Raw genomic sequence first — 26993 nt, forward strand, 5'->3', positions numbered from 1 at the left:
CTTTTATAATAAAAGTCAGTTCTGGAATGCTATACGGAAGAAGTTGTAAAGATGAGCTCTGATACAGTTATCACCGTGGTAACCGCCGTTTACATAGTGCCATACGTGAGGAACGCCGTTCTTCTCGAAGTTATTGTGATAATTCTTGGGATTGTCGTAAACAGTCTGGTCGTTGCTTCCGCCTGTTATCATCAGGAAGTAAGGCTCGTTGTTGCTATCCCACTTGAACGAGCCCGAAACACCGGGAGCGGGGCAGATAGCGCCGATGTAGCCGATCTGATCAGCCATCTTCATTCCGATGAGGAGTGACTCGCGTCCTCCCATGGAGAAGCCTGTTATAGCTGTGTTGTCCTTGCCTGTGAGAACGCTGTAGTTCTTTGCGATCTCGGGCATGAGGTCCTTTGTGAGCTGATTGATGAAGTTATCGTAAGCAGCGTTGTTGTTGTTATCCATAGCCGAGCAGGCATCCTGAGTAGCACTCGAATAAACATCGGGGAATACGCAGATCATTTCCTTAGCTGCGCCCTCTGCAATAGCATTGCCGAGCATCTCGCGGGTATGCATCACAGCGTTGCCCTGTGTGAGCATTCTGTCGGGGTTCTCCCAGTAACCATGGAGAATATACATTACAGGGTACTTCTTGTTCGGGTCATAGTTGGGAGGCAGAAGAACGTTGTATTTCTTGTTTCTCTTGCAGGTATTTGAATAATAGCTCTTTTTCTGTATCTCGCCGTATTTCACGCCGTTCTTGGTCTGATTTGCGGAATCGGGCTCTTTTTCAGCTATACTTGACGCAACCTTTGCAGTAAAGTCCTTCATGGAAAGATGTGCACTTGCTGCAGTAGTTGTAGTCGTAGTAGTTGTTGTTGCAACAGTTGTCGCTTTTGTAGTAGTTGTCGATGTGGTCGTTACAGGTGCTGTAACTGTCTTGATGTTTTCAGAATAGCTTACGGGAAGCTTTGTGTTTATTCCTAAGAGGAACTTCTGTATCTCAAGGGCGTCATTTGAAGTGATACCGCCGCCTGCTTCACATACGTCTGCATTGAAGAGTCCTGTATCGCTGAGCTTATACTTGTCAGGGTTTGCAAGTGACTGCATTATAAGAACAACGTCGCTCATATCAACTTCTTTATCGCCGTTGGCGTCGCCCCACTTTGATACCTTTGAATCAAGTATATCCTTCAGATCCTGTGTAGTAGGAGGTGTTACGGTAGTTGGAGGTATCTCCTCACCCTTTGGACCGTCTATGACAGTGCCGTCTACTGCTGCATAGAAATTGTCAACGTAGAAATTGGTAGCAGGAGTTGAATCGTCAGAGTCGCCCTCTGTTTCAACATATACAAGAAGATTCTTAGCGCCTGCCGGTATCTGGAAGCTTGTGTTTGCAAGCTGTGTCCACTTGCCCTTGGCAACTTCTTTTGTATCTATCTTATCGTAGTGAGCTTCACCGTCTGCTCCGTCATACTGGAGAGTAAGGTGGAACTTGGTAGAATCTGCGCCCTCATTATATTTTACTATAGTTGAGAAGCTGTATTTCTCGCCTGCTTTGAACTTATAGTTAAGGCTTCTGCCGACGCCCTTCCATGAAGCTGAACGGTCTGAGCAGTATACCGAGCTGTCGCCCTCATACGCTTCATCAGTGCTTACAGCAACTGTTGCGCCGCCTCTGTCTGAGCAGCCGTCAAGCTTGCCCTCGAATGTGCTCTTGAAGATATATGTCTGGTCAGCGTCAGAAGCAGATGAGCCTGCTCCGTCGAATTTCCACCAGTCAACGTTCATAAGGTAGCCGTCGCCGCCGTTGAATACCAGATATAGGTCATGCTCGCCGCTTGCGCCTGCAACGTCACATGATACCTCCTCCCAGTTATGCCAGCCGCCTGTGCCGCTGCATTTAAGGGTGCCTACGACAGGTCCTGTCTTGCTGTCAAGGTGGAGCTCGATGTTTCCGCCGCTCTCGGCAGAAGCTACAGAGGCTGTGAATTTATCAGCGCCATCACCGAAGTCAACGCCTGCGACCTTTATGTAGCTGCCTTTTTTGATACTGCCTATGCATACAGAGTTATTCTCGTCCTTTTCGGTCTTGATGCCCTCGCTCCAGCAGATAGTTTCCGCCTCGACGCGCTCAAATGGGTTGAGAGGCTCGATCTGCGCAGGACCTGTCTTTGTAGACTTGAGCGCAGGGATAGAACCGTCGGAATTGTATGTAAACTCCTCGCAGGCAGCACTTCTGTTGAACGAACCGCCTCCGGGGAGACCATTCATATGATAGAATGAGTATGAATGACCTTTATAGTCGATGATACCGCCATGTGTTGTAAAACAGTTTGAACCTTCGTGTATTGTGCCGCGATGCGTCCACGGACCTGTAACAGTCGGACCTGTACAGTAGGAAATGCTCTCACCGCCGAATCCGTTAACCATTGAAGCAAAGACAAGATAATAGAGTTTATCATGCTTGTATATCCAAGGACCTTCGGTGTATTTTGTACCGGACTTGAGTGACAGATTGAATGTCTGTATCTGACCGTCCAGTGTTACCATGTCCTCTTTAAGCTTGACATAGTAGCATTTCGGATTTCCGAACATGAGCCATGCCTGACCGTCGTCGTCGATAATAACGGTAGGATCAATGTAGTCCCAGTTAGGACCGCAAAGAGGCTTGCCCAACGGATCACGGTACGGTCCCTCGGGAGAGTCGGCAACACCAACGCCGATAGCTCTTCCGCCGCCGCTCTTGTTTGTGGTGGTGAAGTAGAAGTAGTACTTGCCGTTGCGCTCGATACACTGCGAAGCCCATGCGTCGTTCTTGTTGCACCAGCTGAAGCTTGTATCCTCAAGTATTCTGCCGTGGTCTGTCCAGTTCTTCATATCCTTTGTGGAGAAGCACTGCCAGCCTGTCATGTAGTAGAAGTCGTTGTTGCCTTCACGGTCACAGCCTGTGAATACATAGAGTTCGTCTCCGAATACTACCGGAGCAGGATCGGGGGTGAATGATGTCTGCACTATTGGGTTTTCTGCGTGTGTAACAGCAGGAACTGCCGCGCACAGAGTTACGGCTGACAATGCAGCCGTGGCGATCGCCGAAAAAAACTTTTTCATACCAATTCTCCTTTTTAATTAATATCCCGTTTTAACCTTTTTTGTTTTGACTGCGGTTCCTTTCCGCAGTCAGTTTACGATAAATATATATTTAATATAATATTAGCATAATATTTCGACAATTTCAATCCACATTCTTACGTGTTAAGTGGATAAAATGCGGAAGTTTATAAACATTTTGGATAATTTCACGATTTCATCTTCTGATAACTTGGTGAAAGCTACAAAGGCAATAGCGCAAATTATCCTTTTTTGAATATAAAAATGGTGAAATGATATCTTATGACGGATAAAACCGACCTCATATAAACAAGAAATGCTCCCCGAAGGGAGCTTTCAGTTATTATTATTTATAAGCTTTGCTCTGACGGTTATTCTGCTTTTTCCGCTGAGTGTGCAGGTGAAAAGCGTCATATCCCATGGTGAGCTTTCTTTGCTGAGCATTTCCTCAACATCGCTGCCGCGTATCTCTTCAATGCTTATTATGCTATAGCGGAAACTTCTTCCGCTGCAATCCGTAAAGACTATTTCAGCGCCGTCGGAAAGACTGCCCAGTTTGCCGAAGTGACTGCCGAAATTATGAGCGGCAATAATAATGTCGTTGCTTTCGGCAGAGCCGCTGTATCTGCATGGTGCAGTGTCCAGCGCTTCATAGCTGAAATCATTTATCACAGGCAGCTCCAGTCCCAGCTCTGCTATGGTGAGATATCCGCAGTAGCCCGTATTGTCAATGCTGACAGTGGGTATTTCGGCTTGAGCAGGTTCATCGTATCGGGCAAAGAGGTCGTCCTCGGTGCTTGCGGCGGCTGTGGGTTCGGTAGCCTTTCCGATGATGTCTTTCAGCTCCGACAGCGAAGCTTTTGAGCGCCTGGCTGCTGTCCTGCTTTCGGCAATATTGAAAACACACAGGCAAAAAGCTGCAAATATAAGTACAAAGCCCGAGATAATGCATAGCCTGCGCAGTTTATTTCTCATCGTCATTGTTTTTCTTTCTTGAAAGCATACCTATGCATATGAGTGTCATACCGCCAAGTACAAGGGGGAGCACAGGCCACCAGAGCTGTCCTGTCTGGGGGAGTCCCGAGCCGGAAGTTTTTGCAGCTGCTGAGCTTGTCGTGCTCACTGTGGAAGTGGTGACAGAAACCGTTGTGAGCTTAGTGTATTCTCCGCTGTCAATGATAAGGTCGGGAGTATAGGAGTTTTTGATAAGGAACTGCTTGGAGTTGTAATCCACAAGAACTGAGTATTTTACAGGGATATCGCGCTCGACTACGCGCCATTCGGCGTCAAGGTCGAGGGTGTTCCAGCGGTGCTGCCAGTTTGAGGCTTCGTCAAGGACTACCGTATCATAGAGCTCGCCGTCCTTGAACAGGTCAACGGTCACATTTACGGGACGTGCTTCATAGGCGTTGTCATTGTCAGCCCATACCTTTTTTACGGTATAGCTGCTGACCTGTCCTTGAAGAACTATTACGCTGTATATCTTTGGGAAGGCTTCTTCAGCTGAGCCGTCTTCCTTTATTTCAAAGAGAAGGGGAGTGGCGATATAGGTCAGCGGCTCTTTTTTGACTCTCTTGGCAACAGCAAGATATAGTCCCTTGTCAAGACCGCTGAATACAGCCGCGCCATTGCTGTCAGTGACGCCCTCCGCGTCGGCTTTTATGCGGTCGCCTATTATAAAGCTTTCCAGTGCCTGAGCGATCCCGCGGACGTTCTCGGAGGAAAGCTCGTTCATATCAACGGGATATTTTCCGAATTCGCCTGTGAGGGCAAAATTGCCGCTGCGTCGTTCACCTACTTTGTATATCTTCCAGTTCATGTCTGAGACCTTGACGCTGTCCTGTGCGCATATAAGAGAGACAGACGACTTTTCTGCGGCTGAATGGCTGCATGGAACGACAGAGGCGAGAAGCATGACTGTACATAGCATACTCAGCAGAACTGAACATATTCTGTTTTTATTTTCAGACATCTTATCACCCTGCTAACTGTTTGGTATTTATCATTTTTTTGTTTTTTTCCTTTGGCGTTTGTCGCTGATGAATATCAGCGTGAATGTTATTATAAGCAGCGGTACAGCTGCAATAGGAGCTACTATCAGCGGATCTATCCTGAAAGCTTCGTTCTTAACAAATACGCCGATTTTTTTCTCCTCGGTATTTTCGGTTCGTACTCCTCTGACGAGCAGTCTGTGTGTGTTGATACCGTAGGGAGTACAGGTCAGGAGAGTACAGTAGTCCTTTCCGTCTGCTATGCGGAGATCGTCGAATTCCTCGGGGAGGACTGTTTTTATCTGATCCACTTCATAGGTGAAGCGGCGGTCAAGTATCGTAATGGTGAATGTATCGCCGATTTCAAGCTCGTCAAGGTCGGTGAAGAGCTTAGCGCTGGGAAGTCCTCTGTGTCCTGAGAGTACACAGTGAGTTGACTCGCCGCCTACAGGCAGGCTTGTTCCTGTCAGGTGTCCGACGCCCACCTGAAGGAGTTCCTTGCTGATACCGTGGTATATGGGGAGCTCTACATTTATTCTGTCAATGTCGATATATCCCATTATGCCTGTTCCCGTGATATCGAGAGTGTCCTTGTAGCCGCTTACAAGAGAGGGCTCAAAGAACGCCGAGGGCGAATCATGGAGCCTTTTGTTGTAATCCTCTGCTTTTTTAAACACAGCCTCGATCTCTTCTTCCGATGAAACGCTGAGCTTGTCGTTATATTCTGAGATTACCTTTGAGGCGTGCTTTGAGTTAAGATAATCACTTATTGCTGGATATAGCAGCACGGACAATCCGACGATAAACATTATGAAAATTGCAATGCTGAAAAAATGTTTTTTCATCGGATCCTCCCTGCTGCAATATCTGCGGCGGCAGAATGACCGCCGCGATACTGCTGATTTAGGAAATTACTTTTCCTTGATATTCATTCTCTTTTTTACAACAAGAAGAATCAGTGCTCCTGCAACCAGAAGTCCGCCGACTACATAGAATATTGTTGTACCCATGCCGCCTGTGCTCGGAAGAGTTACACCCTTGTTGTTTTCAACTGTGAATTCGTATATGCCTGTGGGTTTTGTAAGTGCCTCTCCGTCCTTTGTTACTGTCCAGTTAGGACCTTCCAGTGTCGGAGCAGCTGTGATACTGATATTTATCGGGTTAGCAAGCTTATTGTAGCCTGAAGGAGCTTCGGTCTCAGTTAGAGTATATGTGCCTGAGCCGAGTCCTGCAAATGTAAGCTTGCCCATGTCATCAGTTATAGCTTCAACATATGAATCCTCTCCGCTTCCGCTGTGCGAAGTTGATTTTTCATCAAGTATGTACTTGGTTTCTGTGCTCACGTATTGAGCAGATGTTTCAGGTGTAGGTGCTGTCAGTGTGAATGTGCCGTCGTTAAGCTTATAATATGTTCCTGCGGCATCAGCCTTGAAGCTTTCAGCATTTGCGATTATTACCTTGTTGACGCCTGAGCCCTTTAATTCAAACTTTGCTCCTGCGAGAGCTGAGTTGTCAGCGCCGTCTATCTTGTTGAGCAGGAGGCTTGTGGTATAGGTCTTAGTGTTTGAATCAGGAGTCTTGCCGGTAACATCTCCGTCACCCGGAGTTGTGCTGGGCTCATTTTCACCCTTGTACTCATGGTTCGGATTGTTGGAATATGTAAGGTTCACCTTGTTTTCATTGCCCTTTTCGGTTCTGTCGGCTTTATCGGTGAGTTCTGCGGAATAAGTCACCTTTATGGCTTTGCCTGTCTGATCGCCGTAGTTTCTCTTGAAATCCTTCATTACTATCTGGAATGAATAGCCGTCAGCAGCAGCTCCTGTTTGTACTTCATAGTTAGAGGAGTTTATCGGAGTGGTCATATCGTCGATATAGACCTTTACGGTTGAAGGCTTGAAATCAAGTCCGCTGCCCATTGTATCGTTGATAACATAGAAATACTTGTTATAAGCGCTCATGTCAGGGACCTTTGAATCAAGCTGGAAATCAACAGAATCTCCGATGCTTGCTGTATTTGCCTCTTTAAGTCCGTCGCTCTCAATTATCTTCTTTGTGATAGCAGGAACGTCTTCCTTTGCCTCTATTGTAACAGAATCAACTACCTTGAGGATATAATCGGTATATGCACCAAGCTCTGAGTTGTCCAGTGTGCCGTCCTTGTCTTTGATGAAGTAGTATCCGGGAGCGTTCATTGTAAGCTTGTTGTTGCCGGCTGTACCTGATACTGTTGGTGAGGCGGAAAGATTTGCTGCAACTATGTCTGCAAACTTCTGGAGCATTTTGGTATCGTCGCTCCACTTGTCTATGACCTCAGCTACCTTTTGTGCGCTGTCGCAGGAAGCGAATGCGCTTGGCGTGCCAAATTCCGATGATGCCTTCAATGCATCAAGCAGAGCTGAGCCGTTTACTCCGGAGCCCCATACAACATTTGAAAGAACAGCGTCATCGCCCGTTCCGTGGAGGTCGCCTGCGAATACCTGATAAGCCTCATATGTATGTGTGGCTTTATCATTTGAATCATCAGCCTTGTTTATAGTTACTGTGTAGTCTTCTGCATAAGAAGCAGGGATAGCGGACATTCCGAGTGAAGCAGCTATAGCTGCTGAAAATAAAGCTGCTGATAAGCGTTTAAATGTATTTTTCATAATATCACCTTTCATAATAGAATTTTGTTTGATATGCATTTGAGGAGGTATCATTTATCCTCCTTTCTTTTCCGCAGCAGAAGAGCCGCGAAAGAGAGTATGATAACGGCTGAGCCTGTTATCATATATGGAACTACGCCGACACCGCCTGTTGACGGCAGTCTGTAGATCGGAAGCGTTTCCTGAAGCACTTCGTTCAGAGATGCCTTTATTGTAAAGTCAAGACCTGTGTGTGTCGGGCACTTGTTCAGAGCGTCGATAACGCTTTGATGATCCATTTCAAAATTAACACTGTCAAGGAATATGTTATCTCTGGAAGATATATCATCTGATGATGAAGAGATGATATTGCCGCTTGCATTGTATTTAGTTACTGTTTCGGTTTTTGGAACGAGAAGAAGCTGAATATCAAACAGAGCTGTATCCGTATTATAGAGCGAGAAGTTTTTGTCATTTCTCAGATAAACGTAATCTCCGTTTTTTATCTTCATAGCATTTGGATTTGCGTTCGGATCTTCACATTTGATATAGTTAGAAGTAAGCTCATACTGAGTATCTCCCGGATTTCCGTGGCGGTAATAATCGTCAGTAATGAAAGTTTGTATCGTAGAGCCATTTGAATCAAGTATATCACATCTGTTGACATTTGCAACATATGCTTCATATTCAGTAATAGTCTCGATATAGCTTCCGTCGGGGGCAGATACTTTTTTAGTTGCTTTATACGTTCCGCCTTCTGCTATTTCAATATCTGCATGAGTAAGGTTGACATTTGCGTCTCTGACCTTAATGTATATTGTTTTGTATTCGCCGTCACAGTATATCGCTACGCTCTGAACATTATCGCCTGTATTGTCAAATGCTTTCAGAGTTGCATATTTATAGTTCCCATCGGCACTGCTTTCAAGAGTCATCCACTTTGACGTATTATTATCCGTCGGGAAATAGAACCATGCATCCTGATTTACTCGAGATATCGGTATCTTTAATCTTATAGTATCTCCTGTTTCGATCACTATCGGATTATTTTGATTATTATGCTTTCCATATATACTTAAAAAATCATAGTCAATAAGCTTTTCTTCAAGCACTCTGACATAAAATTCCTTTACATCGTTTTGAGAGAATTGGTATTTTATGACCACATCGCCTGCTTTGTTGGCTGTATATTTTCTGACCTTTTTGTAGTAGGTATTTCCGTCACTGCCTGTAACAGAAATACTCTGTGATTCGTCATAATCACCGGGTATCAGAATATTTTTATATTCGTTTTCACGATTTGTATCATAATAAAACCATTTGTCAGGGAGCATTGAATAGCCTGCGATGGTTATCGTATCTCCCTTTTGGATAATATACGGGAAATATGGAGAATTATGAACGTATCCGTTGTCATTCGGCAGCCAGGTAAGCTCCTCCAGCGATTCATGGAGCTTGTCTTTTTCGACTTCACCGAGAGCGGTTACTACATATATGGAAAAGCTTTCTGCTTCAAAAACAGCACTGCTTTCAGACACTTCGGCATTTTTGACTATTTCAGCACCGCCGCTGTCATCAAAATGGAGCAGGTTGAATTCCTTGCCGCTGAGCTTTTGTTCTTCGGGAAGAGCTATCTCAACGTGTACCGCAGAGCTGTCGGCAGGTTCGAGTTCAATACCGTTAGGAGACATGAATGAGATATCAACGGCAACAGCCTCGATATCATTTGCTCCCAGAGCTTCAGACGCCTTTTCAAGGGCTTCGTCACGGGGGACGTCTGCGGCGCGCATTTCTGTACCGTCGGGGAATACCCCATGTTCAGCCGAAGCAGTCACCTTTATTCCCGATTCGCTTTCCGCCGAGAACTTCATATGGGAAATATTACTGCTTTCAGGCGTTTCAACAGGCACATAGCCCATGATATGCTCATCGTCAGGGGAGTATCTGCATTCCGAAACAGCTCCGTCTGTCTGTCCCTCTATGGTGGTTATACAGGGCTCGTCGGTATCGGAAATGAACTCGGAAATAATTCCCGAGCGGTCCGCCTTACCGTCAAGGTCTGTATCAAGCAGAAGTACATCGCCTCGTTTGGGCGAGCCCTTATTCAAAGGGGAGAGTACTCCTTTTTCACTGAGTTTCAGTGACCATGCCCAGCAGCCTGAGCCGAACGGGATCTCCGTTTCCTTTACGCCTGCGTAGTGCAGGCAGAAGCAGGTGAACATGGTGTTCCAGTCGCCGTAGGGATTTCCGAACCATGCGCCGTAGCGGCTGTAATTCTTGTGAGTTGAGCCGTCGTCGCCGATAATATAATTCTGAGCGTTTTCGGTATAGTCCAACTGTGAAGCTGCTATAAGAGCGGCATTTTCTGCCATATCGTCCGTAAGCTCAGGAAGTGTCGATTCCCATATCTCACTTGTTTCGCAAAGAGAGCCGTCGGAAGCCGACAGCGCAGCTGCTAAGCTGCTCTCATTCGGGCTGAGCGTATCATCTGTCAATGCTGTGCCTATACCGCGCAGCTGCCAGAAAACGCCTATGGAAACAAATACAGACATGGCGGTTATAAATGAAGCCAGCCGCCGTTTTTGTTTCTTTTCCATGCGAAGCTCGTGAAGATATTTTTTCAAGGAGTTATTCAAATGCATCCCCCCTTTCCTATTTAATATAATTTAATGCTTAATCAGCCGACCATATCCTTAAAAGATATCTGCCGACCATCTGGTCGTAATCTACACAGCCGACAGCAGTGCTTCGGCTGTCAACGGAGGTCTCACGCTGATCTCCCATGACAAAAAGCTTCCCTTCGGGAACGGTATAGGGAAGATCTATATCACATTCGCCGAGAGCCTTATTGGTAACATAAGGCTCGTCAAGAAGCTCTCCGTTAAGATACACATTTCCTTTTTCGTCAATATCGATATTGTCACCGGGAAGCCCTATTACACGTTTGAGCAGAAGCTTGTTCTGCCACGAAACACAGCATAGCTCGCCTGTACAAAAGCGCTTTGTTTTTACAAGGAGTATAATATCTCCATTGTTCAGTGTGGGCATCATGCTGTCTCCCGAAACCTGTATAACAGGCAGGAAAAGCATGGATATCAGTACTGCTATAGCAGCTGCCACAAGGAGCGCGGAAACAGTGCTTTTTAATATTCGTCGGAATTTTGCCTTGTTATCAAGCTTTGTCCGTTCTGCTGCGACCTGTTCGACAGGCGGCAGCTCCGAATTATTTTCATCTTCGGTATTCATCATAGTATAAACGAGGTCAACAAGCTCCCGTTTATTCAGGTCTCCAAATTCCTTTTTTGACATTTCTTTATCCCGCCTTTGTCAAAAATGAATTACAATATGTAGTAATTATAGCACACGTTCATATTTTTATCAATAAAATGAGAATAAAAAAACCAACAAAAATTAATGCTTTGATTTGTTGATTTTTTGCAGAGAGACAATGAATTCCCTGTAAAATGGAAATTATATTGCAGAAAGACGAAAAAACACGGCTGTAGGTGAAAAATTTGCAGCTTTTGCGGACGAAAATGAAGTTTTTTTATTTGGATTAAACATTTTCATCAAATTTTAAGAGTATTTTAAGAATGATTGGTTATGATTTATGCACATATATTTATATTGTTTTTTTATAATTTATAGGAGGATGATAAAAATGAAGAAAAAAACAATGCTTGCAGGCATACTCTCTGCCTGCGTAGTTGGCACGGCATCAGTCCTGTCTCTCACAGGCGCCGCAGCCGACAAGGTGTACGGTGACGCCAATCTCGACGGCTCTGTGGATATGTCGGACTGCGTTCTTGTAATGCAGTCGCTGGCTAATCCCTCAAAGTTCGGCACAACCGGCACAGACGAAAGGCACCTCACTGCCGACGGTGCAGACCTTGCCGATGTTTCCGACCGCGGCAACGGTATCACCGCCAATGACGCCCTCTCCATACAGCGCTATCTTCTCGGCACTATAAAAAGTCTGCCCGAGAGCTTTGCTGACGGAAAGGGCAGCGATACCTCTTCAAAGGACGAGGTAAACACAAAGATACACCTTAAAGATAATGCCATTACTGTTGATGGGCAGTATGCTAAAGCCGACGGCTCAAAGGTGACTATCTCTCATTCGGGAAGCTACACTATCGACGGTACTCTCTCAGACGGTCAGATATATGTGGAGATACCTGATGCTGAGGCTGATAAGGGCACAGTAAAGCTCATATTCAGCGGCGTCAATATCACAGGCAAGAGCGCTCCTGCTGTTCTTATTAAGAACGCAGACAAGACATCTATCACTCTTGCTGACGGCACAGAGAATACAGTTTCCGACGGTACTTCACCTTACTCAGGCGACGATCTGACCAATGCAGTAATCGAGGCAAAGGACGATCTCACTATCAAGGGCGGCGACAAGGGCACGGGTACACTGACCATAACTGCCAATACACAGCCTGCTATCGTCTGCAACAACGATATAAAGTTCACAGGCGGTATCACCAACATCGAAACTCTAAACGAGACCGAGCCAAATGACGCTGTAAAGGGCAAGTCCTCAGTCACAGTAAAGGGCGGCAGGCTTGTCATCAAGTCCGAGGGCGACGGTATCAAGTCCACAAAGGGAAATGTTGACCTCTCAGGCGGCGAGGTAGTCATCAAGTGCGGCAATGACGCTGTACAGGCTGAAACGGCTATCAATATCAGCGGCGGCGATATCTCCGCATTCGGCGATAAGGGACTCACAAGCGCAGGCACTATCAGTATCACAGGCGGCGAGCTCATCGCAACAGCTACCGACTGCCAGTGCGAGAACCTTACCTCAACAGAGCAGAATACTCTCATGTTCGACTTTGTCAAGGAATGGGGCAAGAACAATCCTGTTGCAATTACAGATTCTTCAAACAAGGAGCTCTTTGACAAGAATACCTCAAAGAAGTTCAGATATGCAATAGTTTCCTCTTCTAAGATAGAGGGTGCTGAATACAAGCTCTTTGTCGGCGGTATCAAGATGAAGCACAGTGCAGGAAGTACCTTCAAGGCAGGAAAGCCTGCTTCATACAAGGAAGTCAATAACGACATGGAGAATGAGGAGCAGCTCTACAGCGAACTTTTCAGTCAGGACATGATACATAAGATAGATGTCAAAATGGACGAAGCCCAGTGGGATAATCTCCTCAAGAACGCCAGCAAGGAGGAATGGACTCCATGTGATGTTGTTATCGACGGCGAGGAACTCAAAAACGTGGGTATCCGCACCAAGGGCAACAGCTCCCTTATGATGGCTAAGAACGGCAAGTACAGCTTCCGTATCAAGACAGACAAGTTCGACAAGGAAGTAAACTACCACGGACTTACAGAGCTTTGCATGAACAATATGCTCATGGACGCTTCATGCCTCAGAGATATCCTCTGCTACAACGCTATGTATGAAGTCGACGGCGTTGCACCTCATGCCGCACATACTGATATGTACCTCAACGGCGAGCTCTACAGCTTCTATCTCCTTGCTGAGCAGCCCGGTACTACCGTAGCCGAGCGCTATGCCGTAGATGACGATTCCGTGCTTTACAAGGCTACTGAAAGCAACGGTGCAGAAGGCGGCTGGGGCGGCTTCGGCGGCGACAGCTACTGCTCATTCACTGAGAATATGCCTCTTGACAGATTCGACGTCAAATTCGGCAAGGACGACGAATTCAAGCATATTCAGGACGTAAAGACAGCTATAAACAAGCTTACTCCCACTGATTACAAGTTTATCGAGGACGTTATCGACGTACCCAGTTTCCTCAAGGGATTTGCAGTCAACTCCATTTTCTGCAACTATGACAGCTACAACGGCTCCCTTGCACATAACTACTACCTGATGTTCTCGGGCGGCAAGGCTCATTTCGTAGGCTGGGACTACAATCTCTGTCTCGGAAACTTCACAGGCGGCGCAAACTCTGTTACATCTGATATAACTACAAGTCTTTATCAGTCCACAATAGAGGACCGTCCTCTTGCGAAGCTTTTACAGGTGCCTGAGTACTACGATATGTATGTTGATATCGTAAACGATATCCTGAATTACTACAGCGATCCCGAAGCATATGTTTCTGCTTATGCCAAGAAGATACGCTCACACGTTATAGCTGATCCCCGCGCTTCATTCACGATTGAGGAATTTGATGTGAATACGTCAAAGAGCGCAGAGGGACTCCAGTACAGCGAAGAGGATACAGGTATGAGCTGGGGCAACTGGCAGGGTGCAGGAGACGGTAATTTCCCTGCATTCGGCAACGGAAACGGTGACGCCAACGGTGCATGGCAGGGATTCGGCGACGGAAACGGTAACTTACCTGCATTCGGTGACGGCGAGAACGGCGGCTGGCCCGGTTTCGGCGGCGACGCAAGCTTCGACTGGGAAAACATGGATTGGAGCAATATGGACTGGGGCGACATGGACTTCGGTGATATGGACTGGGGCAACGGAATGTTCGGCGGCGGTCAGACTTCAGTCGTTGACTTCCTTATCAAGAGATTCGAGATAATCCGTGAGGCTCTCAAAAAATAATGTCATACACCAAAAAGCTCCGACCATAACCGCAATACTTATATAGAAGCTTATAGTTATTTATCGGGGAAAACCTTTCTGAGGAAAGTTTCCCTCTGACGGAGGCGCGCCCCTCTGTCCTTCGGACATCTCCCCGCACTGCGGGGAGTCACCCCGAACCCCTTTCCAAAGACTTTTAGCTGATTTTTTATAACAGAGCCCCTCTGTAAGAACTACAGAGGGGCGAGTTTTTATATGGGCTCTATTATAGAAAAAATGAAATAACGGTCTTGATAGAGATACGAGAAAAGCCCTTTTCAAAAGGGCTCTCTCAATAATAAGCATAAAATTTCTGTATAAGTATCGTGGACATGGTCTGAGCTTTTTGCGTATATCTGCAAGCAACAGAAGCAGTTATCTTCTCGACAGGGCTTTTGCGGTAACTGGCTGGACTGCAACGTCCTCTGCTGTTTCGCCGCTGACCTTATACAGCATATCTGCCATTGCCATATATGCGATATCCTCGGGCATGAGCTTTCCCGTTGGGCATACTACCATGCCGTCTGTCATATCCAGATGAGTTACGGCTATGGATATTCTTTCGCCCTTTGCGATGTATTTTTTATCCAGTGCAAGTGAAGCCATGAATTCGGGCAGGTCGAACCAGCCGTATCTGAAAACGCCCTGAAATTCGTTGGGAGCATTGGTCTTGTCGTAAAGTCCGTATTCCTCTGCGACAGCCTTTGATTCGGTATCGAATCTGCCTGCGCCGTGACGTGTGAAGAACGACCTTGTAATGTAGCACACCTCGGTATCACGCTTTTCAAGTCTGTTCAGTATGGCGCGGATATTCTTCATACCCGTATCCGAGGGAGTCAGGTGAGGGAAGTAGTCCTCCCTGTTTTGGTCAAGCATAAGTCCCTGTGCTCCCTCAAATACAGCAGTATCGTATTCCTCGATTATCTGCTCGTCAGTGCCGCGGCATATCGCCGCCATAGCGTACAGGTCGTCGAGGTAGTTCTCCGTCAGCATATCATTTGCCAGTATATCAAGCAGCTCCTTTTCGGCGCCGCCTGTGATGCCGAGCTCTGCGGCTCGCTTGCAGCAGTACTCATTGTTTATCTTGTTTATTAGCTCCCGTACAGCGTCCCTATCTGCTTTTAAAACATAGTCATAGTCAAGAGCGTACCTGCTGTCTCTGCTGCGGACGATAGTCTCGAAAATCCCCACGCCGCAGCTGCCGTGGCGGCTGTTTCCGCGCATGGTCTCAACAAACTGATTCATAAGCATATCGCAGGGGAGAGTCACATTGCAGCGCCTGTCTATGAAGATCTTGCCGATGTCCCTGCCGAGCTTTTCAAGCTCCTTTGAAAAAAGCAGAGGGTTAAGGATAAAATACTCGGAAAGATAGGTATCCGCCCCTGCGAAGCTGCCTGAACCTATGTGGGAGAAGATATGTCTTTTGCCGTCGGCTGTGCATACGGTGTGACCTGCCTGAGCGCCGCCGTTGCTTCTGATGTTTATGACGCTGCCCTCAGTACGGCAGAAAAGGTCTGTCATCAAGCCCTTGCCCTCGTCGCCGAAATTTGCTCCTATGACCGCATATGCTTTTTTCATATTATCACCTCAGAATCTGAATATTCCGTTCATTACGCTCCTTTTTCTTGTGGGAAGTCCGCTGAGAGCGTTCCTTACAGCAAGCTGTGTATCGCCGTTCCATGAATTGATTATATCCTCTGTGTCTCTTCCTGCAACGCTTTCAAGCAGGGAAACGATTATCTCGGGGATAGCGTTGACGTCTGTTACGGAGATAGCCCTTTCGCCCATGAGTTTGCGCCATTCCGGCAGCTTTACAATGCTTTCGTTTCTCCCGTCCATGACCATAAGGTGGAACACGTCGTAGCGTCTGCTTACCTGTGCGAGGAGAGCTCCAGTGTCGATATCCTTCTTTACATAGTCCCCGAATACCCTTTCTATCTCCTTAGTAAGGAGCTTTTCTGGGAATCCGTCGTCCCCAAGTGTGAAGATGACGCCTTTCTGCCTGCGCTTATTCCATGCGTCTGTTTTTGTCTTGTTTGCGGCGAGATACCATACAAGAGGATAGCTCTCGAAGTTGTTTCCGCCGCCGCCGCGCTCGAACCAAAGCTCTGTGAGCTGGCTGGCAATGCGTATGTCGGACTCAAACTGTGTAGCCTGTAACGGTGAGCGGTCACATCTTGAATCGCCTACAGCGCAGAACATTATCTGCGGTCCCTCAACAGGCTGACGTTCAATAATATCCTTGACCATTTCGCCGAGACGTTTTGCTGTTACGTCCAGCAGGTCGCTCATTGAGCCTGTAACGTCAAGTCCTATGATAATAGGCGTAGTTACAGGGTGATCCGCTGAATCAAGGCTTTCTCTGAATTTTATCTTCTTCGGGTCGTATTTCGGATCGATAGAAGTTGCCTTGTAGATGTCGTTTACCTTTTTTCCGCTTATCCTTGCAGACGAGTATTTTTTCCAGTCTGCTGAATTCCATGAACCGTATCCCATATTAGTACCTCCTGTGATTTTTATTTTCAGCCTGCAATATCAGGCAGTCTGACGTTCATTTGTGTGAATCTTCTTCCGCCGAAGCCGTCGATTATCACCTTTTCCCATTTTTCCATTTCCTCAAAAGCCGAGCTGCTGCAAATGCTCTCGGCGTAATCCCTTACGGCGTCGGGAGTGTCATCGGGGAGTATCCGCCTTGCCAGTGCCTTCACACATTCAAGGTCGGTGATATGCCGCGCAATGCCGTCGGTCTTTGTCAGTGACGAGAGGGAATCGTATACTCTTGACTGGACTCCTGTCATTCTGCTGCCCTCTCTTGCGGCGAACCACCAGCCTCCGCATACTCTTACGGTATGCTCGGCAGGATCAATGAAGAGATTTTCCTCGGTGAGACAGTTCCAGACTATCCCTCGCGTCTCGGCGTAGCAGCATATCCCCAGAAGCCGTGATATTATCCATGCGGCGTGTCGGCTGTCAAGGCTGCCGCCGTAGAAGTCCAGTATCCTTGAGAGGGGGAGCTCTCCTGTGCGCTTGCAGGTCTCGATGAGAAGCCCCTCATCGGTGTTGAAGATGTGAGTTACCAGCGGCAGGAACACCTCTGCCTGTGCAAGTATCTGCTGGGGAAGATACTCCCTGAAAAACAGGTCTGACTTTGCTTCGGAATTAGTGAAGCAGTCGGTGAACTTATTGCTGATAAGGAAGTAAACGTTCCGCTCGCCGATGTACTCCATGCCGTATTCCTGCGAGAGTTCCATAAGATACTTTATCTCGACAGCGCGGCTGCCGCAGCGGAAAAGCTTTTCCTGAGCGACATGAGCCTTTTTCAGCTTTCCGTACAGCTCGTTTATCACCGCAGTTGCTTCGGGAGCCCTCGGATCACTGCATTTATCGGGGTGATATTTCAGCATAAGAGCCATGTAAAGCGGCTGTGCAAGGGAAATATCCTCGGGAAAAATGTCAGTGCAGCATTTGCAGTTCAGAATTTCGGATATATCCATACAGCTTCCCTCCTTATAATAGAATCAAAATGATATTAACACGACTTAAAAAAATAAGACATTTGAATTAATGTCCTTTTGTTATTATCATAATAACATTAACAGCTTGATTTGTCAATAGCATTTGGGCTGATTCTATGTTATCCACAATCAGATAATATCAAAATGATATTAACTATGTGCAGAGTTTACAAAAATCCCGTATGTATTGACATTGGCAGGAAAAGTGTGTTATTATTAATCAGATATTATCAACGGAGGTTCCTATGGATTACGATATAACTAAGTACGACAGACCGTCGGTAGCTGCCGATATTGTGGTGTTTACAGTCCGCAAGGGCGACAGCGAGAGCTACAGGCATCTTGCAAAGCCTGTTCTTTCGGTGCTTCTTGTAAAGCGCACGGAGGAGCCATTTGTGGATATGCTGTCCCTTCCCGGCGGCTTCTGCTGCCGCGAGGAAACTATCGAGGAAACGGCATTCCGCAAGCTGAAAGAAAAAACGGGCATTGACTGTCCGCCCATTTCGCTGCTGTGCAATCTTTCCAGATTTGGCAGAGATCCCAGAGGCTGGATAATCTCATGCTGCTACTGGACTGTCATTGAACACACAAAGGCGGCTATTGATAAGAACGCTCAGTGGTATGAGGTCTCGCTGAAAGAGGAGGGCGGCAGGCATACTCTTGTGCTTACCGATGACAGCGGCAGGGAGTACGTCTCAGAGGTCAGGATAAACAATCCCAACGAGCTGTATAATCAGTCCGCAGAGGCTGAGATACCGAAAAACAGCCTTGCCTTTGACCATGCCGAGATAATCGTAAATGCGCTTCTGAAGCTGAGAAGCAGTCTCGAGAAGCCATATGCCGCTTTCAGGCTCCTGCCTGATAAATTCACTCTTACCGAGCTCCAGCAGGTCTATGAAGCCATACTTGATAAGAAGCTGATAATGGCTAATTTCAGACGCAAAATTGCTCCCTATGTAGAGGAAACAGGCGGTATCGAGGGCGGAGCGGGACACCGTCCCTCAAAGCTTTACAGCAAAAAGGACGATATATAGAAAAAACGTCTGCACTGAATGAATTTTTCGGTGCAGACGTTTTTGTTATTATAAATTCAATTTCCGATACTAATACAGCTCATCGGATATTTCGGACAAATCGTACTGTTCCTCATATGCCTTTTGTGAGCGGTATTATTTTCTCTTGCGTTCGGGGTATTTTTCGTAGAAAAGCTGCTTGTCCTTGTACATGAGCTTATCCGCAGTGCTCATAGCCTGACGTATGTCTATCTCGCCCTCCGAATAGCAGTAACCCAGCGAGAAGCTGACTGAACCGGGCTGAGTCTGGTACAGCCTTAGCTGTTTTATCTTTTCTTCAAGGGCTTTTTCTGATATTTCCGTTGCCAGAACCATGAACTCATCGCCGCCTGCACGGTATATATCGCTGCCGCCGAATGTCTCTTTAAGTATATCGGCAGCTTGTTTAAGAAGCCTGTCGCCGTTTGCGTGTCCTCCGTTATCGTTTATCTGTTTAAGGCCGTTAAGGTCTACGAATATGACAGCCGTTTGCGGAGGGAGCTTATCTGTGCCTGCGATGACCGAATCTACTTTCTGATTCATTGCATTTCGGTTCATAACGCCTGTAAGGATATCGAACGAGCTTATTTCCTTCAGCTTGTCCATGAGCTGCTGATTGGCTATCTCGGAAGCTATAAAGTATGTGGTGCTTTCGAGAGTAGCACGTATCTGGGCAGTCTTTTCCGTATCGAAGTTCAGCGCCCATATATAGCCCAATGTTGCTTTGCCGTATTTCAGAGGATAGAGCACAATGGTATGCACATCGACTTTTTTGAGGGAGTCGCACCATACAGGGTTGCGCTCGCTGACGACTTTCATATCGTTCTCATTCTGAATGATAAGACAAGTGCTGCCTGCGATGGTATCCTCCCATGTTTCGATGATATCATAGAAATCCTCGTATGTATCGCGCAGGTATTTTTCTACAGGATAATTGCGCTCGGGAGAAGAAGCTGCTTCGCTCAGCACCGAAAAGCTGCGCTTCTGAGCGTCAGTCAGTATCAGGCATACCTTGTCGGCTTCACAAAGGTCTCTGATATCGCTTATGACCTCGTCCATTGTATGCTTGAAGTCGTTTGTGCCGCGGAGCTTTATACAGGTCTCAAGAACTGCGCTTGCAACATTTGCGTCTACGTTTGACATACGGCTGCTGATAGCGCCTGCCGTAAGCTCCTGAGAATAGGCAAAATAGTACGTATTTCCTTCATCTGCTGCAATGGGCATCATATACATATCTACCCAGAAATCGTATCTTTCGGGGTGAATATATGTGTGGAAGGGCTTTTTGAGAACGGCACAGCGGTAGCAGGCGTCCTCGAAATTCAGGTCCTTGGGAATGTATTTCTCGTAAGGCGAATCAGGGATGAACTTGTTTTTCAGCATACCCGAAAACGCAATATTATCAGGGCTTTCTATTGAAGCGACATAGGGATTGTTTCCGCATACTATGCGGATATTGCCGTAGCTGCCGTCGTCAAAGACCTGAACGGACATTATGCAGGTCATTGGTTCAAAACTGTCTGCAAGCTGTTGAAGATCCATCTCTATACCTCCAAATCATAAAAAAGAATCCAATCTTGATAGGGTAACAGGTTTATATCAGATATAATGTGTTTTTGCGTGATGTATGTTATGTCTGAGCCGTAATGCTGTCAACGAGTTTTTCGGCGTCATCAGCTGACAGGGGACGTCCCCATATAAAGCCCTGTATAAGGTCGCAGCCTATACTTCGGAGAGCTTCTAACTGTTCCTGCTCCTCAACGCCCTCAGAAATTACGTCAAGTCCCATGATATGTCCCATTGATATCATTGCGGCAACATACTGCTTTGAGGATTCATTGGAATTTATCCTGTCAATGAAGGATTTGTCTATTTTCAGCAGGTCTGCGGGTATCTTGCTGAGGTAGCTCAGCGACGAATAGCCTGTGCCGAAATCGTCAATGGCGAACTTTACCCCTATATTTCTGAGCCGATTTATACATTGCAGAGCCTTTTCTGCCGAGTCGATAAGTATTGATTCGGTTATCTCTATCTCAAGCTGAGAGGCTGAAATGCCGCTTTTGCTTATAAGCTCCTGTATTTCTTCAATGAAGCCGTTTTTCAGCAGATGTCTTACTGACGCATTTATGCTGAGCGTCAGGTCAAGCCCTGACTTCTTTATTATCCTGCTGAAGCAGTCAGCCGCCTTTCTGAACACCATGCTGTCTACCTTGTCGATAAGTCCGACTTTTTCGGCTATGGGTATGAACTCTCCCGGGGAGATGAAGATGCCGTCCGAGTCCTTCATACGTGCAAGTGCTTCAAAGCCGCGCAGCTTGTGCTCCATATTGTACTGGGGCTGTAAATTGAAATAAACGGTATCATTTTCAAGGGCAGCACGTATTTTGTTCTCAATTTCGAGTATATGCTCGTTCCTTAGGATATCTGAGGAATAACGCAGGATATGGTCGCTGCTGTTAGCCTTTTTTATTTCGTTCATGGCTGCGTCGGCATGGGATATGAGCGAATCTGCTGAGTCGGCGTCCGTGGGATATTCCGCATAACCGAAGCTTGCGCTTATATAAAGGTCGCAGCCTTCTACTGTCAGCGGTTCGCTGAGAGCGTCTGCGAATCTGTCGATAGTATCTCTCAGCTCTTTTTCTGTATCATATCCGCAGATGATGAGCAGGAACTCATCGCCGTTTATGCGCGTTAAATAGTTCTGCACAGCCGCGCTCTCATCTGCCGATAATGTTTTCCAGCGCTCTGTGATACCGATAAGCACCTTGTCTCCTGCGTCTTGTCCGAGGGAATCATTAACGCTCTTGAAATGGTTCAGGTCAATGGAAACAGCTGTGAATCTGTCGTTTTTACTTATCAGCTGGGAAATATGCTCGTTGCAGGCAAAGCGGTTAGGCAGTCCTGTCAGTGCGTCGGTATAGCTCATATGCTTCAGACGCTTCAGAACCTTGTATCGGGAGATATGCGAAGAAACGAAAAACGTTGTAAGCTCCAGAGTTTCCTTGATACGTCTGGTTTCGCTGGTGTCAAAGTTAGTAGCCCATATGAAGCCGAGCGTTTCATGTCCCTGACGGAGAGGGAAGAGAACAACGCTTTCTACACCTGCTTCCACAAGAGTCAGATACCATGGATTGTTTATCCTGCTGTAGTATTCCATGTCATTCTTATCCTGAATTATGACGCAGTCGTTTTCATTGCCTATCATATTTATCCATGAGGCTGCGATATTATAGAAGTCCTGAAATTCCGTAACACGCTTGATAGTGCTGTTTTCCTTGAAGTCGGTTGCAAGGATAGAGTATGTCTCATCGGCGTCGTTGAGCAGAAGTACAGTACAGCATTCGGCTTTGCATATCTGACGTATCTCCGAGATGATATTTTCCATGGCGTCCTTCAGATTGTTTGCTTTGTGGAGCTTTATACAGGTCTTGAGGACGTCGTTTGAGGTCTGGACCGTGTTTACAGTATCAAGAATGATATCGGGGTTATGGCTTGGAGAAGCTGTATATGCGCAGTAACAGACGTCGCCGTCTTCATAGTCCACAGGTATGACATAGATATCGAACCAGATATCAACATTGTCAATGTGAGAATAGGTATGAATAGGAGTTTTCTGTACGGCGGCACGGAAGCATACGTCCTCGAAGCTGCGGCTTTTCGGGAAATATCTGTAATAAAGCGAACCGGGCTCAAAAACGTTGCCTGCTTCGGGCGAGACATAGTATTCTTCCTCTCTGAGCCGTATTTCGATCATTTCCATATATTTTCTGTTACAGGCAGCAATACGGATATCTCCATAGCCGCCGTCAGCTGTTTTTTGTACTGATATAATGCAAGTAGGAGAAAAAAAGGTATCAGCAAATTTCTGTATATCCATATTGACTCCTTTCTTTTACAGGCAGTCTGCTTTAATAAGCATCTTATCCAGCATAATAATACAATTATATTATATCCCATAAATTTTAAATTGCAATTAACAAAGTATTAAAATTGAGAAAAAGCCGTTATTTTGCCTGATATCATTATTTTAATGAAAAGCAGAAAAGTCACAGTATCGGAAAATGTTACCGTGACTTCTGGTGAGTGCAAATGTCAGTGTAAAGCCTGAATATGGCTTTTTCGGGAGCTATTGACCATCGGCTTCAATAAAGTGAAAAAATAATATCATAACACAAAAAGAACATTGAAATATGTGCATTTTAATGTTATAATGTTAATTGAACTGCTATTTCAGACAGATTCAAAAACATAATTTTCAGGAGGTTTTTACTAAAAAAATCACAAAACTTTTTTCTGTTTTCTTTGCAGTAGTGCTATGCATAGCTTCAATGTGCAGTATTGCCGCCTTTGCAGAGGAAACATCTCCAATCTCGGACTTGCAGAGGGCTATAACAAGGTAGTTATCCGTGCAGAGGGGCTACATCAATACCGAGGGCGGGAAGATAAAGCAGAACGTTCTTCTCCGTACAGCTAACCTTTCGCACATCACAGACGGCGGCATCAACGCTCTGAAGAACAAGTACAAGGTTTCCGATATCATTGACCTGCGCTATGACCGCGAGCTCAATGCGCATACAACAGATAAGGATATCGAAGGCGTAAATCACCGCAGTGTTCCCATGTCTGCTACAAAGGATACCGCAGGACAGGCATTCTCACAGCACCCCGAGCTCTTTGAGAAAATGCAGGAGCTCCAGAAAAATGCAGGCAAGCCCGGCGGAAGCCTGAAGCTTTCTATTTTCCAGGCAGAGGTAAGCGTTATCAATGTTCAGAAGCACATCGAGTACTTTGAATCCGATGAAGCTGTAGGCTATTACCGTGACGTATTCAATATTATCCTCAATAAACCCGAGGACGCTGACCTTCGCTATAACATCATTTATACTGCCGCAGTTTATCCTGAGGTCATGGAGACTAACATCGACGACCTGACCAAGCAGTACGGCTCTGTAAAGAACTTCCTCCGCGAAAAGGTAGGACTTACAGACGATGACTTTACAAAGCTCAGAAAGCTCTATCTTGAGGATTGACAGTATATAACAAAAACGTCTGCACTGATGATTCGGTGCAGGCGTTTTTTCGTTGTTATAAATCCTGTATCACGCAGTTTTTACTGAGTTTGTCCGTATCAGCAGAGAGCGCTTATCCTGCTTTCAAAATCCTCAGCTGTAAGACCTGCGGTTCTTATCTCCATGATGTGTTCAGCGTCTATTCTTCTTGCATAGGTGATATGAGGCTGTGAAAAAGCAGTATAGCTGACCTTTACGTAGTCCTTGCCGCAGATTTTTACATATTCGGGACCAGCTACATCTGACACCTCGGTTTCGGGATCGAAATTCATTTCATCGGTCTTTAAAAACTCCTCGGCGGACATATCGGGATTGCTCGGATATCTCTGTTTTGTATTGTAAAACCATACATCAACTCTGTTTACCGCATAACCATAGCAGGCAGAAGCGTCTAATTCGCCTGTCATGTAGAAGCTCTTTTCATCTTCGCTCATAAATCTTGTTGGCATTATATAATGAGTATGAAGATTGTCAACGTCAAGGAAATTTGCATCTTCGGGAAGTGTTATCTTTATTCCTGCATACTCTGAGGTGTATACATTGCCGTTTACGGTACTGCTTTTGAAGCCGTTGTATACAGTTGCATTGTTCTGTACTGTTTCGCTGACAGCAGGTGCCTGTACGTCCTCGGATATTGCTTCTGAGGCAGTCGTTTCTGCTGTTGTGGCTTCAAGCAAAGCGGCAGTAGTTGTGACTGGACTGATTTCTGCTTTAGCAGCGAGCTCTGTTCCTGCGGAAATGGCTACAGCGCTTGTGCTGTCAGCAGGTGACACAGCCATATCAGGAAGTGAACCGACTTCCTTGCTGCATGATGTAAGTGCGCAGAGCGCAGCTGCAAATGTAATAATAATAGCATTCTTTTTCATAAATATAACTCCTTCTTTATTGTCTGAATTGTACCGATGTCGTATCAAATCGGTTTTCATAAACAATAATCGGAGCTGCAATGACAAGTGTTACATCTCGGGAAATAATTTTTTGATTTAAATATCATTGATGTTCTTGCAGATAAAAAAGGAAGATTTTCCGCGAATGTTGCGCTTTTCCTGTTTTTATGATATAATATATAAAATTTGTTTGAAAATTATGAATTATTCAACAGCTCAGACGCAGTTTCAAAACGGAGTGATGACATGGATAAAAAATACCTGAGACTTCTTGCAAAGGAGTACCCTACTATAGAGAGCGCAGCAAGCGAGATAATCAATCTTTCGGCTATACGAAGCCTTCCAAAGGGCACGGAATACTTTTTCAGCGACATTCACGGCGAATATGAAGCCTTTCTGCATATGCTGAGAAGCGCTTCGGGCATGATAAAGATAAAAATAGACCTTGTTCTCGGCAAGACCGTTTCCGCCGCTGACCGCGAAAAATTAGCGGAGCTCATATACTATCCCGAAAAGGAGATAGCAAGGCTCACAAACAGCGGTGAGCTGTCCGACGAGTGGAAAAGGCTGACCATATACCGCCTGATACTGGTTTGCGAGACCGTTTCCGCAAAGTACACACGCTCACGTATCCGCAAGCGTATCCCCGAGGATATGGTGTACATACTTGACGAGCTCCTCAACGTCACCGACGACGTAAATAAGGACTACTACTATGACGAGATAATAAGCGCAATAATCAGCACAGGCATTGCCGAGACCTTTATCATCTCCCTGTGCAGGCTGATACAGTCTGTATGTATCGACAGGCTCCATATCATAGGCGATATCTTTGACAGAGGTCCCCGTGCGGACGTGATACTGGACGAGCTGATGAAAATGCACGACGTCGATATACAGTGGGGCAACCACGATATCTCATGGATGGGAGCTGCCGCAGGAAATGACGCTCTCATTGCAAATGTTATCCGTATTGCCATGAGATACAACAATTTCGACGTACTTGAGGACGGCTACGGACTCAATCTCCGTGCTCTTGCTGTATTTGCTGCCGAGACCTATGAAAACGACGATTGCAGGCTCTATATGCCCAATGCTCTCGACGACAATATCTACGATCCCGTTGATTTAAAGCTTGCTGCAAAAATGCACAAGGCTATCACTGTCATACAGATGAAATTAGAGGGACAGCTCATAGCAAAGCATCCCGAATGGGAAATGTCAGACCGCGACCTTTTCGGCAGGACTGACTTCATAAAGGGAACTGTTACCATAGACGGCAGAGAGCATGAGCTCCTTGACAAGAGCTTCCCCACAGTTGCTCCTGAGTCGCCGCTGACGCTCTCAGAGGGCGAGGCGGAGCTTATGAAGGTGCTTAATGCCACATTCCGACACAGCGAAAAGCTCCAGAGGCATATCCGCTTCATATACGCAAAGGGCGCTATGTACAAGACCTGCAACAATAATCTCCTTTTCCACGGCTGTATCCCTATGGACGAAAACGGCGAGCTGCAAAGCGTGAATATCCGCGGTCAGAAATACTCGGGAAAGGCGCTTCTCGACAAGCTGGGAGAGCTGGTGAATCAGGCTTATTTCAGCAGCGGAGAGGAAAAGGACTACGCAAACGACTTCATGTGGTATCTCTGGTGCGGAGCAAAGTCTCCACTTTACGGCAAGGACAAAATGGCGTTCTTCGAGCGCGGACTGCTTGCGGATAAGTCTCTCCATACCGAGAATTACAACGCCTATTATACATTCTCGGAAAGAGCCGAGGTCTGTATGTCTCTCCTTGATATGTTCGGGCTGGACTCCGAAAAGGGACATATCATCAATGGTCATGTGCCTGTAAAGATCAAGAACGGCGAGAGCCCCGTAAAGGCAGAGGGAAAGCTTTTCGTCATTGACGGCGGAATCTCAAAGGCTTACCAGTCCACAACGGGTATCGCAGGATATACGCTGATATACGACTCCCACAGTCTCAATCTTGCCGAGCATAAGCCCTTCGTGGCAGGGGAGAGCGGCAATACTCCGACTATACACCTTGTGGAAAAGCTGGAGCACCGCGCCAATATCTCCGATACCGACAAGGGCGAGGAGATATTGGATAAGATAAACGACCTGCGCCAGCTTCTTGAAGCATACAAGGCAGGAACTATAAAATAAGAAGAAAAGCTCCCGATTTTTCGGGAGCTTT

At 46.2% G+C, this 26993-nt stretch carries 17 protein-coding genes; 4 read left to right on the forward strand and 13 right to left on the reverse strand.

Features of this window, described 5'->3' with window-relative positions:
- Positions 1-15: 15 nt before the first annotated feature.
- The 7 genes from T497_RS17815 to lepB form a co-directional block, all read right to left on the reverse strand.
- Positions 16-3099, reverse strand: coding sequence for a family 43 glycosylhydrolase (locus tag T497_RS17815; protein ID WP_051530702.1), 3084 nt, complete (start codon positions 3097-3099; stop codon positions 16-18).
- Positions 3100-3435: 336 nt separating this feature from the next.
- The gene (locus tag T497_RS0114740) at positions 3436-4080 is read right to left on the reverse strand and encodes a sortase (protein WP_051530703.1); all 645 of its coding nucleotides are present in this window, start codon (positions 4078-4080) and stop codon (positions 3436-3438) included.
- Positions 4064-5071 (reverse strand): Cna B-type domain-containing protein, encoded by a 1008-nt coding sequence (locus T497_RS0114745; protein ID WP_028516274.1) that lies wholly within the window; start codon positions 5069-5071, stop codon positions 4064-4066. Before T497_RS0114745 ends, T497_RS0114740 begins: the two co-directional genes overlap by 17 nt.
- 30 nt (positions 5072-5101) lie before the next feature.
- Positions 5102-5935, reverse strand: a complete 834-nt coding sequence (locus tag T497_RS0114750) for a class C sortase (protein WP_028516275.1) — start codon at positions 5933-5935, stop codon at positions 5102-5104.
- Positions 5936-6001: 66 nt separating this feature from the next.
- Complete coding sequence (locus tag T497_RS0114755) at positions 6002-7735, reverse strand: isopeptide-forming domain-containing fimbrial protein (protein WP_196243053.1); 1734 nt, start codon at positions 7733-7735, stop codon at positions 6002-6004.
- 50 nt (positions 7736-7785) lie between these two features.
- Positions 7786-10350, reverse strand: a complete 2565-nt coding sequence (locus tag T497_RS0114760; RefSeq protein WP_028516277.1) for an LPXTG cell wall anchor domain-containing protein — start codon at positions 10348-10350, stop codon at positions 7786-7788.
- A gap of 37 nt (positions 10351-10387) precedes the next feature.
- Positions 10388-11023, reverse strand: coding sequence for a signal peptidase I (gene lepB, locus T497_RS0114765; RefSeq protein WP_242840029.1), 636 nt, complete (start codon positions 11021-11023; stop codon positions 10388-10390).
- A gap of 352 nt (positions 11024-11375) precedes the next feature.
- Here lepB and T497_RS0114770 point away from each other — a divergent pair, with 352 nt between their 5' ends.
- A complete protein-coding gene (locus T497_RS0114770; RefSeq protein ID WP_037325337.1) occupies positions 11376-14258 on the forward strand; it encodes a carbohydrate-binding domain-containing protein in 2883 nt (960 codons plus the stop codon).
- Positions 14259-14651: 393 nt separating this feature from the next.
- Here the strand turns inward: T497_RS0114770 and T497_RS17100 are convergent, their stop codons facing one another.
- The 3 genes from T497_RS17100 to T497_RS0114785 are packed head-to-tail and all read right to left on the reverse strand — an operon-like array spanning position 14652 to position 17770.
- Positions 14652-15854, reverse strand: coding sequence for an adenylosuccinate synthetase (locus T497_RS17100; RefSeq protein WP_051530704.1), 1203 nt, complete (start codon positions 15852-15854; stop codon positions 14652-14654).
- A 9-nt stretch (positions 15855-15863) separates the two neighbouring features.
- Positions 15864-16772, reverse strand: coding sequence for a hypothetical protein (locus tag T497_RS0114780; RefSeq protein WP_028516280.1), 909 nt, complete (start codon positions 16770-16772; stop codon positions 15864-15866).
- Between the two features lie 26 nt (positions 16773-16798).
- Positions 16799-17770, reverse strand: a complete 972-nt coding sequence (locus T497_RS0114785) for a J domain-containing protein (RefSeq protein ID WP_028516281.1) — start codon at positions 17768-17770, stop codon at positions 16799-16801.
- 266 nt (positions 17771-18036) lie between these two features.
- Between T497_RS0114785 and T497_RS0114790 the strand changes: the two genes are divergently transcribed.
- Positions 18037-18825, forward strand: coding sequence for an NrtR DNA-binding winged helix domain-containing protein (locus T497_RS0114790; protein WP_051530705.1), 789 nt, complete (start codon positions 18037-18039; stop codon positions 18823-18825).
- 135 nt (positions 18826-18960) lie between these two features.
- Here the strand turns inward: T497_RS0114790 and T497_RS0114795 are convergent, their stop codons facing one another.
- Entirely contained in the window at positions 18961-20385 is a 1425-nt protein-coding gene (locus tag T497_RS0114795) for a GGDEF domain-containing protein (RefSeq protein ID WP_028516283.1), read from the reverse strand.
- An 88-nt stretch (positions 20386-20473) separates the two neighbouring features.
- Entirely contained in the window at positions 20474-22720 is a 2247-nt protein-coding gene (locus T497_RS17820; protein ID WP_051530706.1) for a putative bifunctional diguanylate cyclase/phosphodiesterase, read from the reverse strand.
- Positions 22721-23249: 529 nt separating this feature from the next.
- Between T497_RS17820 and T497_RS0114805 the strand changes: the two genes are divergently transcribed.
- The gene (locus tag T497_RS0114805; protein WP_028516284.1) at positions 23250-23873 is read left to right on the forward strand and encodes a tyrosine-protein phosphatase; all 624 of its coding nucleotides are present in this window, start codon (positions 23250-23252) and stop codon (positions 23871-23873) included.
- A gap of 98 nt (positions 23874-23971) precedes the next feature.
- On the opposite strand, the gene T497_RS0114810 is transcribed toward T497_RS0114805, so the two are convergent.
- On the reverse strand, positions 23972-24778 hold the full coding sequence (locus T497_RS0114810) for a hypothetical protein (RefSeq protein WP_028516285.1): 807 nt from the start codon (positions 24776-24778) through the stop codon (positions 23972-23974).
- Between the two features lie 267 nt (positions 24779-25045).
- On the opposite strand from T497_RS0114810, the gene T497_RS0114815 reads away from it, so the two are divergent.
- The gene (locus T497_RS0114815) at positions 25046-26962 is read left to right on the forward strand and encodes a fructose-bisphosphatase class III (protein ID WP_028516286.1); all 1917 of its coding nucleotides are present in this window, start codon (positions 25046-25048) and stop codon (positions 26960-26962) included.
- The last annotated feature ends 31 nt before the right edge of the window (positions 26963-26993 follow it).

Origin of the sequence: Ruminococcus flavefaciens MA2007 (assembly GCF_000621845.1) — a bacterium.
Lineage (GTDB): Bacteria > Bacillota > Clostridia > Oscillospirales > Ruminococcaceae > Ruminococcus > Ruminococcus flavefaciens_E.

Excerpts from the sequence above, each read along its gene's own strand:
- T497_RS17815 (WP_051530702.1), bottom strand. The coding sequence starts at position 3,099 with ATGAAAAAGTTTTTTTCGGCGATCGCCACGGCTGCATTGTCAGCCGTA.
- T497_RS0114740 (WP_051530703.1), bottom strand. The coding sequence starts at position 4,080 with ATGACGATGAGAAATAAACTGCGCAGGCTATGCATTATCTCGGGCTTT.
- T497_RS0114745 (WP_028516274.1), bottom strand. The coding sequence starts at position 5,071 with ATGTCTGAAAATAAAAACAGAATATGTTCAGTTCTGCTGAGTATGCTA.
- T497_RS0114750 (WP_028516275.1), bottom strand. The coding sequence starts at position 5,935 with ATGAAAAAACATTTTTTCAGCATTGCAATTTTCATAATGTTTATCGTC.
- T497_RS0114755 (WP_196243053.1), bottom strand. The coding sequence starts at position 7,735 with ATGAAAAATACATTTAAACGCTTATCAGCAGCTTTATTTTCAGCAGCT.
- lepB (WP_242840029.1), bottom strand. The coding sequence starts at position 11,023 with ATGTCAAAAAAGGAATTTGGAGACCTGAATAAACGGGAGCTTGTTGAC.
- T497_RS0114770 (WP_037325337.1), top strand. The coding sequence starts at position 11,376 with ATGAAGAAAAAAACAATGCTTGCAGGCATACTCTCTGCCTGCGTAGTT.
- T497_RS17100 (WP_051530704.1), bottom strand. The coding sequence starts at position 15,854 with ATGAAAAAAGCATATGCGGTCATAGGAGCAAATTTCGGCGACGAGGGC.
- T497_RS0114780 (WP_028516280.1), bottom strand. The coding sequence starts at position 16,772 with ATGGGATACGGTTCATGGAATTCAGCAGACTGGAAAAAATACTCGTCT.
- T497_RS0114785 (WP_028516281.1), bottom strand. The coding sequence starts at position 17,770 with ATGGATATATCCGAAATTCTGAACTGCAAATGCTGCACTGACATTTTT.
- T497_RS0114790 (WP_051530705.1), top strand. The coding sequence starts at position 18,037 with ATGGATTACGATATAACTAAGTACGACAGACCGTCGGTAGCTGCCGAT.
- T497_RS0114795 (WP_028516283.1), bottom strand. The coding sequence starts at position 20,385 with ATGGATCTTCAACAGCTTGCAGACAGTTTTGAACCAATGACCTGCATA.
- T497_RS17820 (WP_051530706.1), bottom strand. The coding sequence starts at position 22,720 with ATGGATATACAGAAATTTGCTGATACCTTTTTTTCTCCTACTTGCATT.
- T497_RS0114810 (WP_028516285.1), bottom strand. The coding sequence starts at position 24,778 with ATGAAAAAGAATGCTATTATTATTACATTTGCAGCTGCGCTCTGCGCA.
- T497_RS0114815 (WP_028516286.1), top strand. The coding sequence starts at position 25,046 with ATGGATAAAAAATACCTGAGACTTCTTGCAAAGGAGTACCCTACTATA.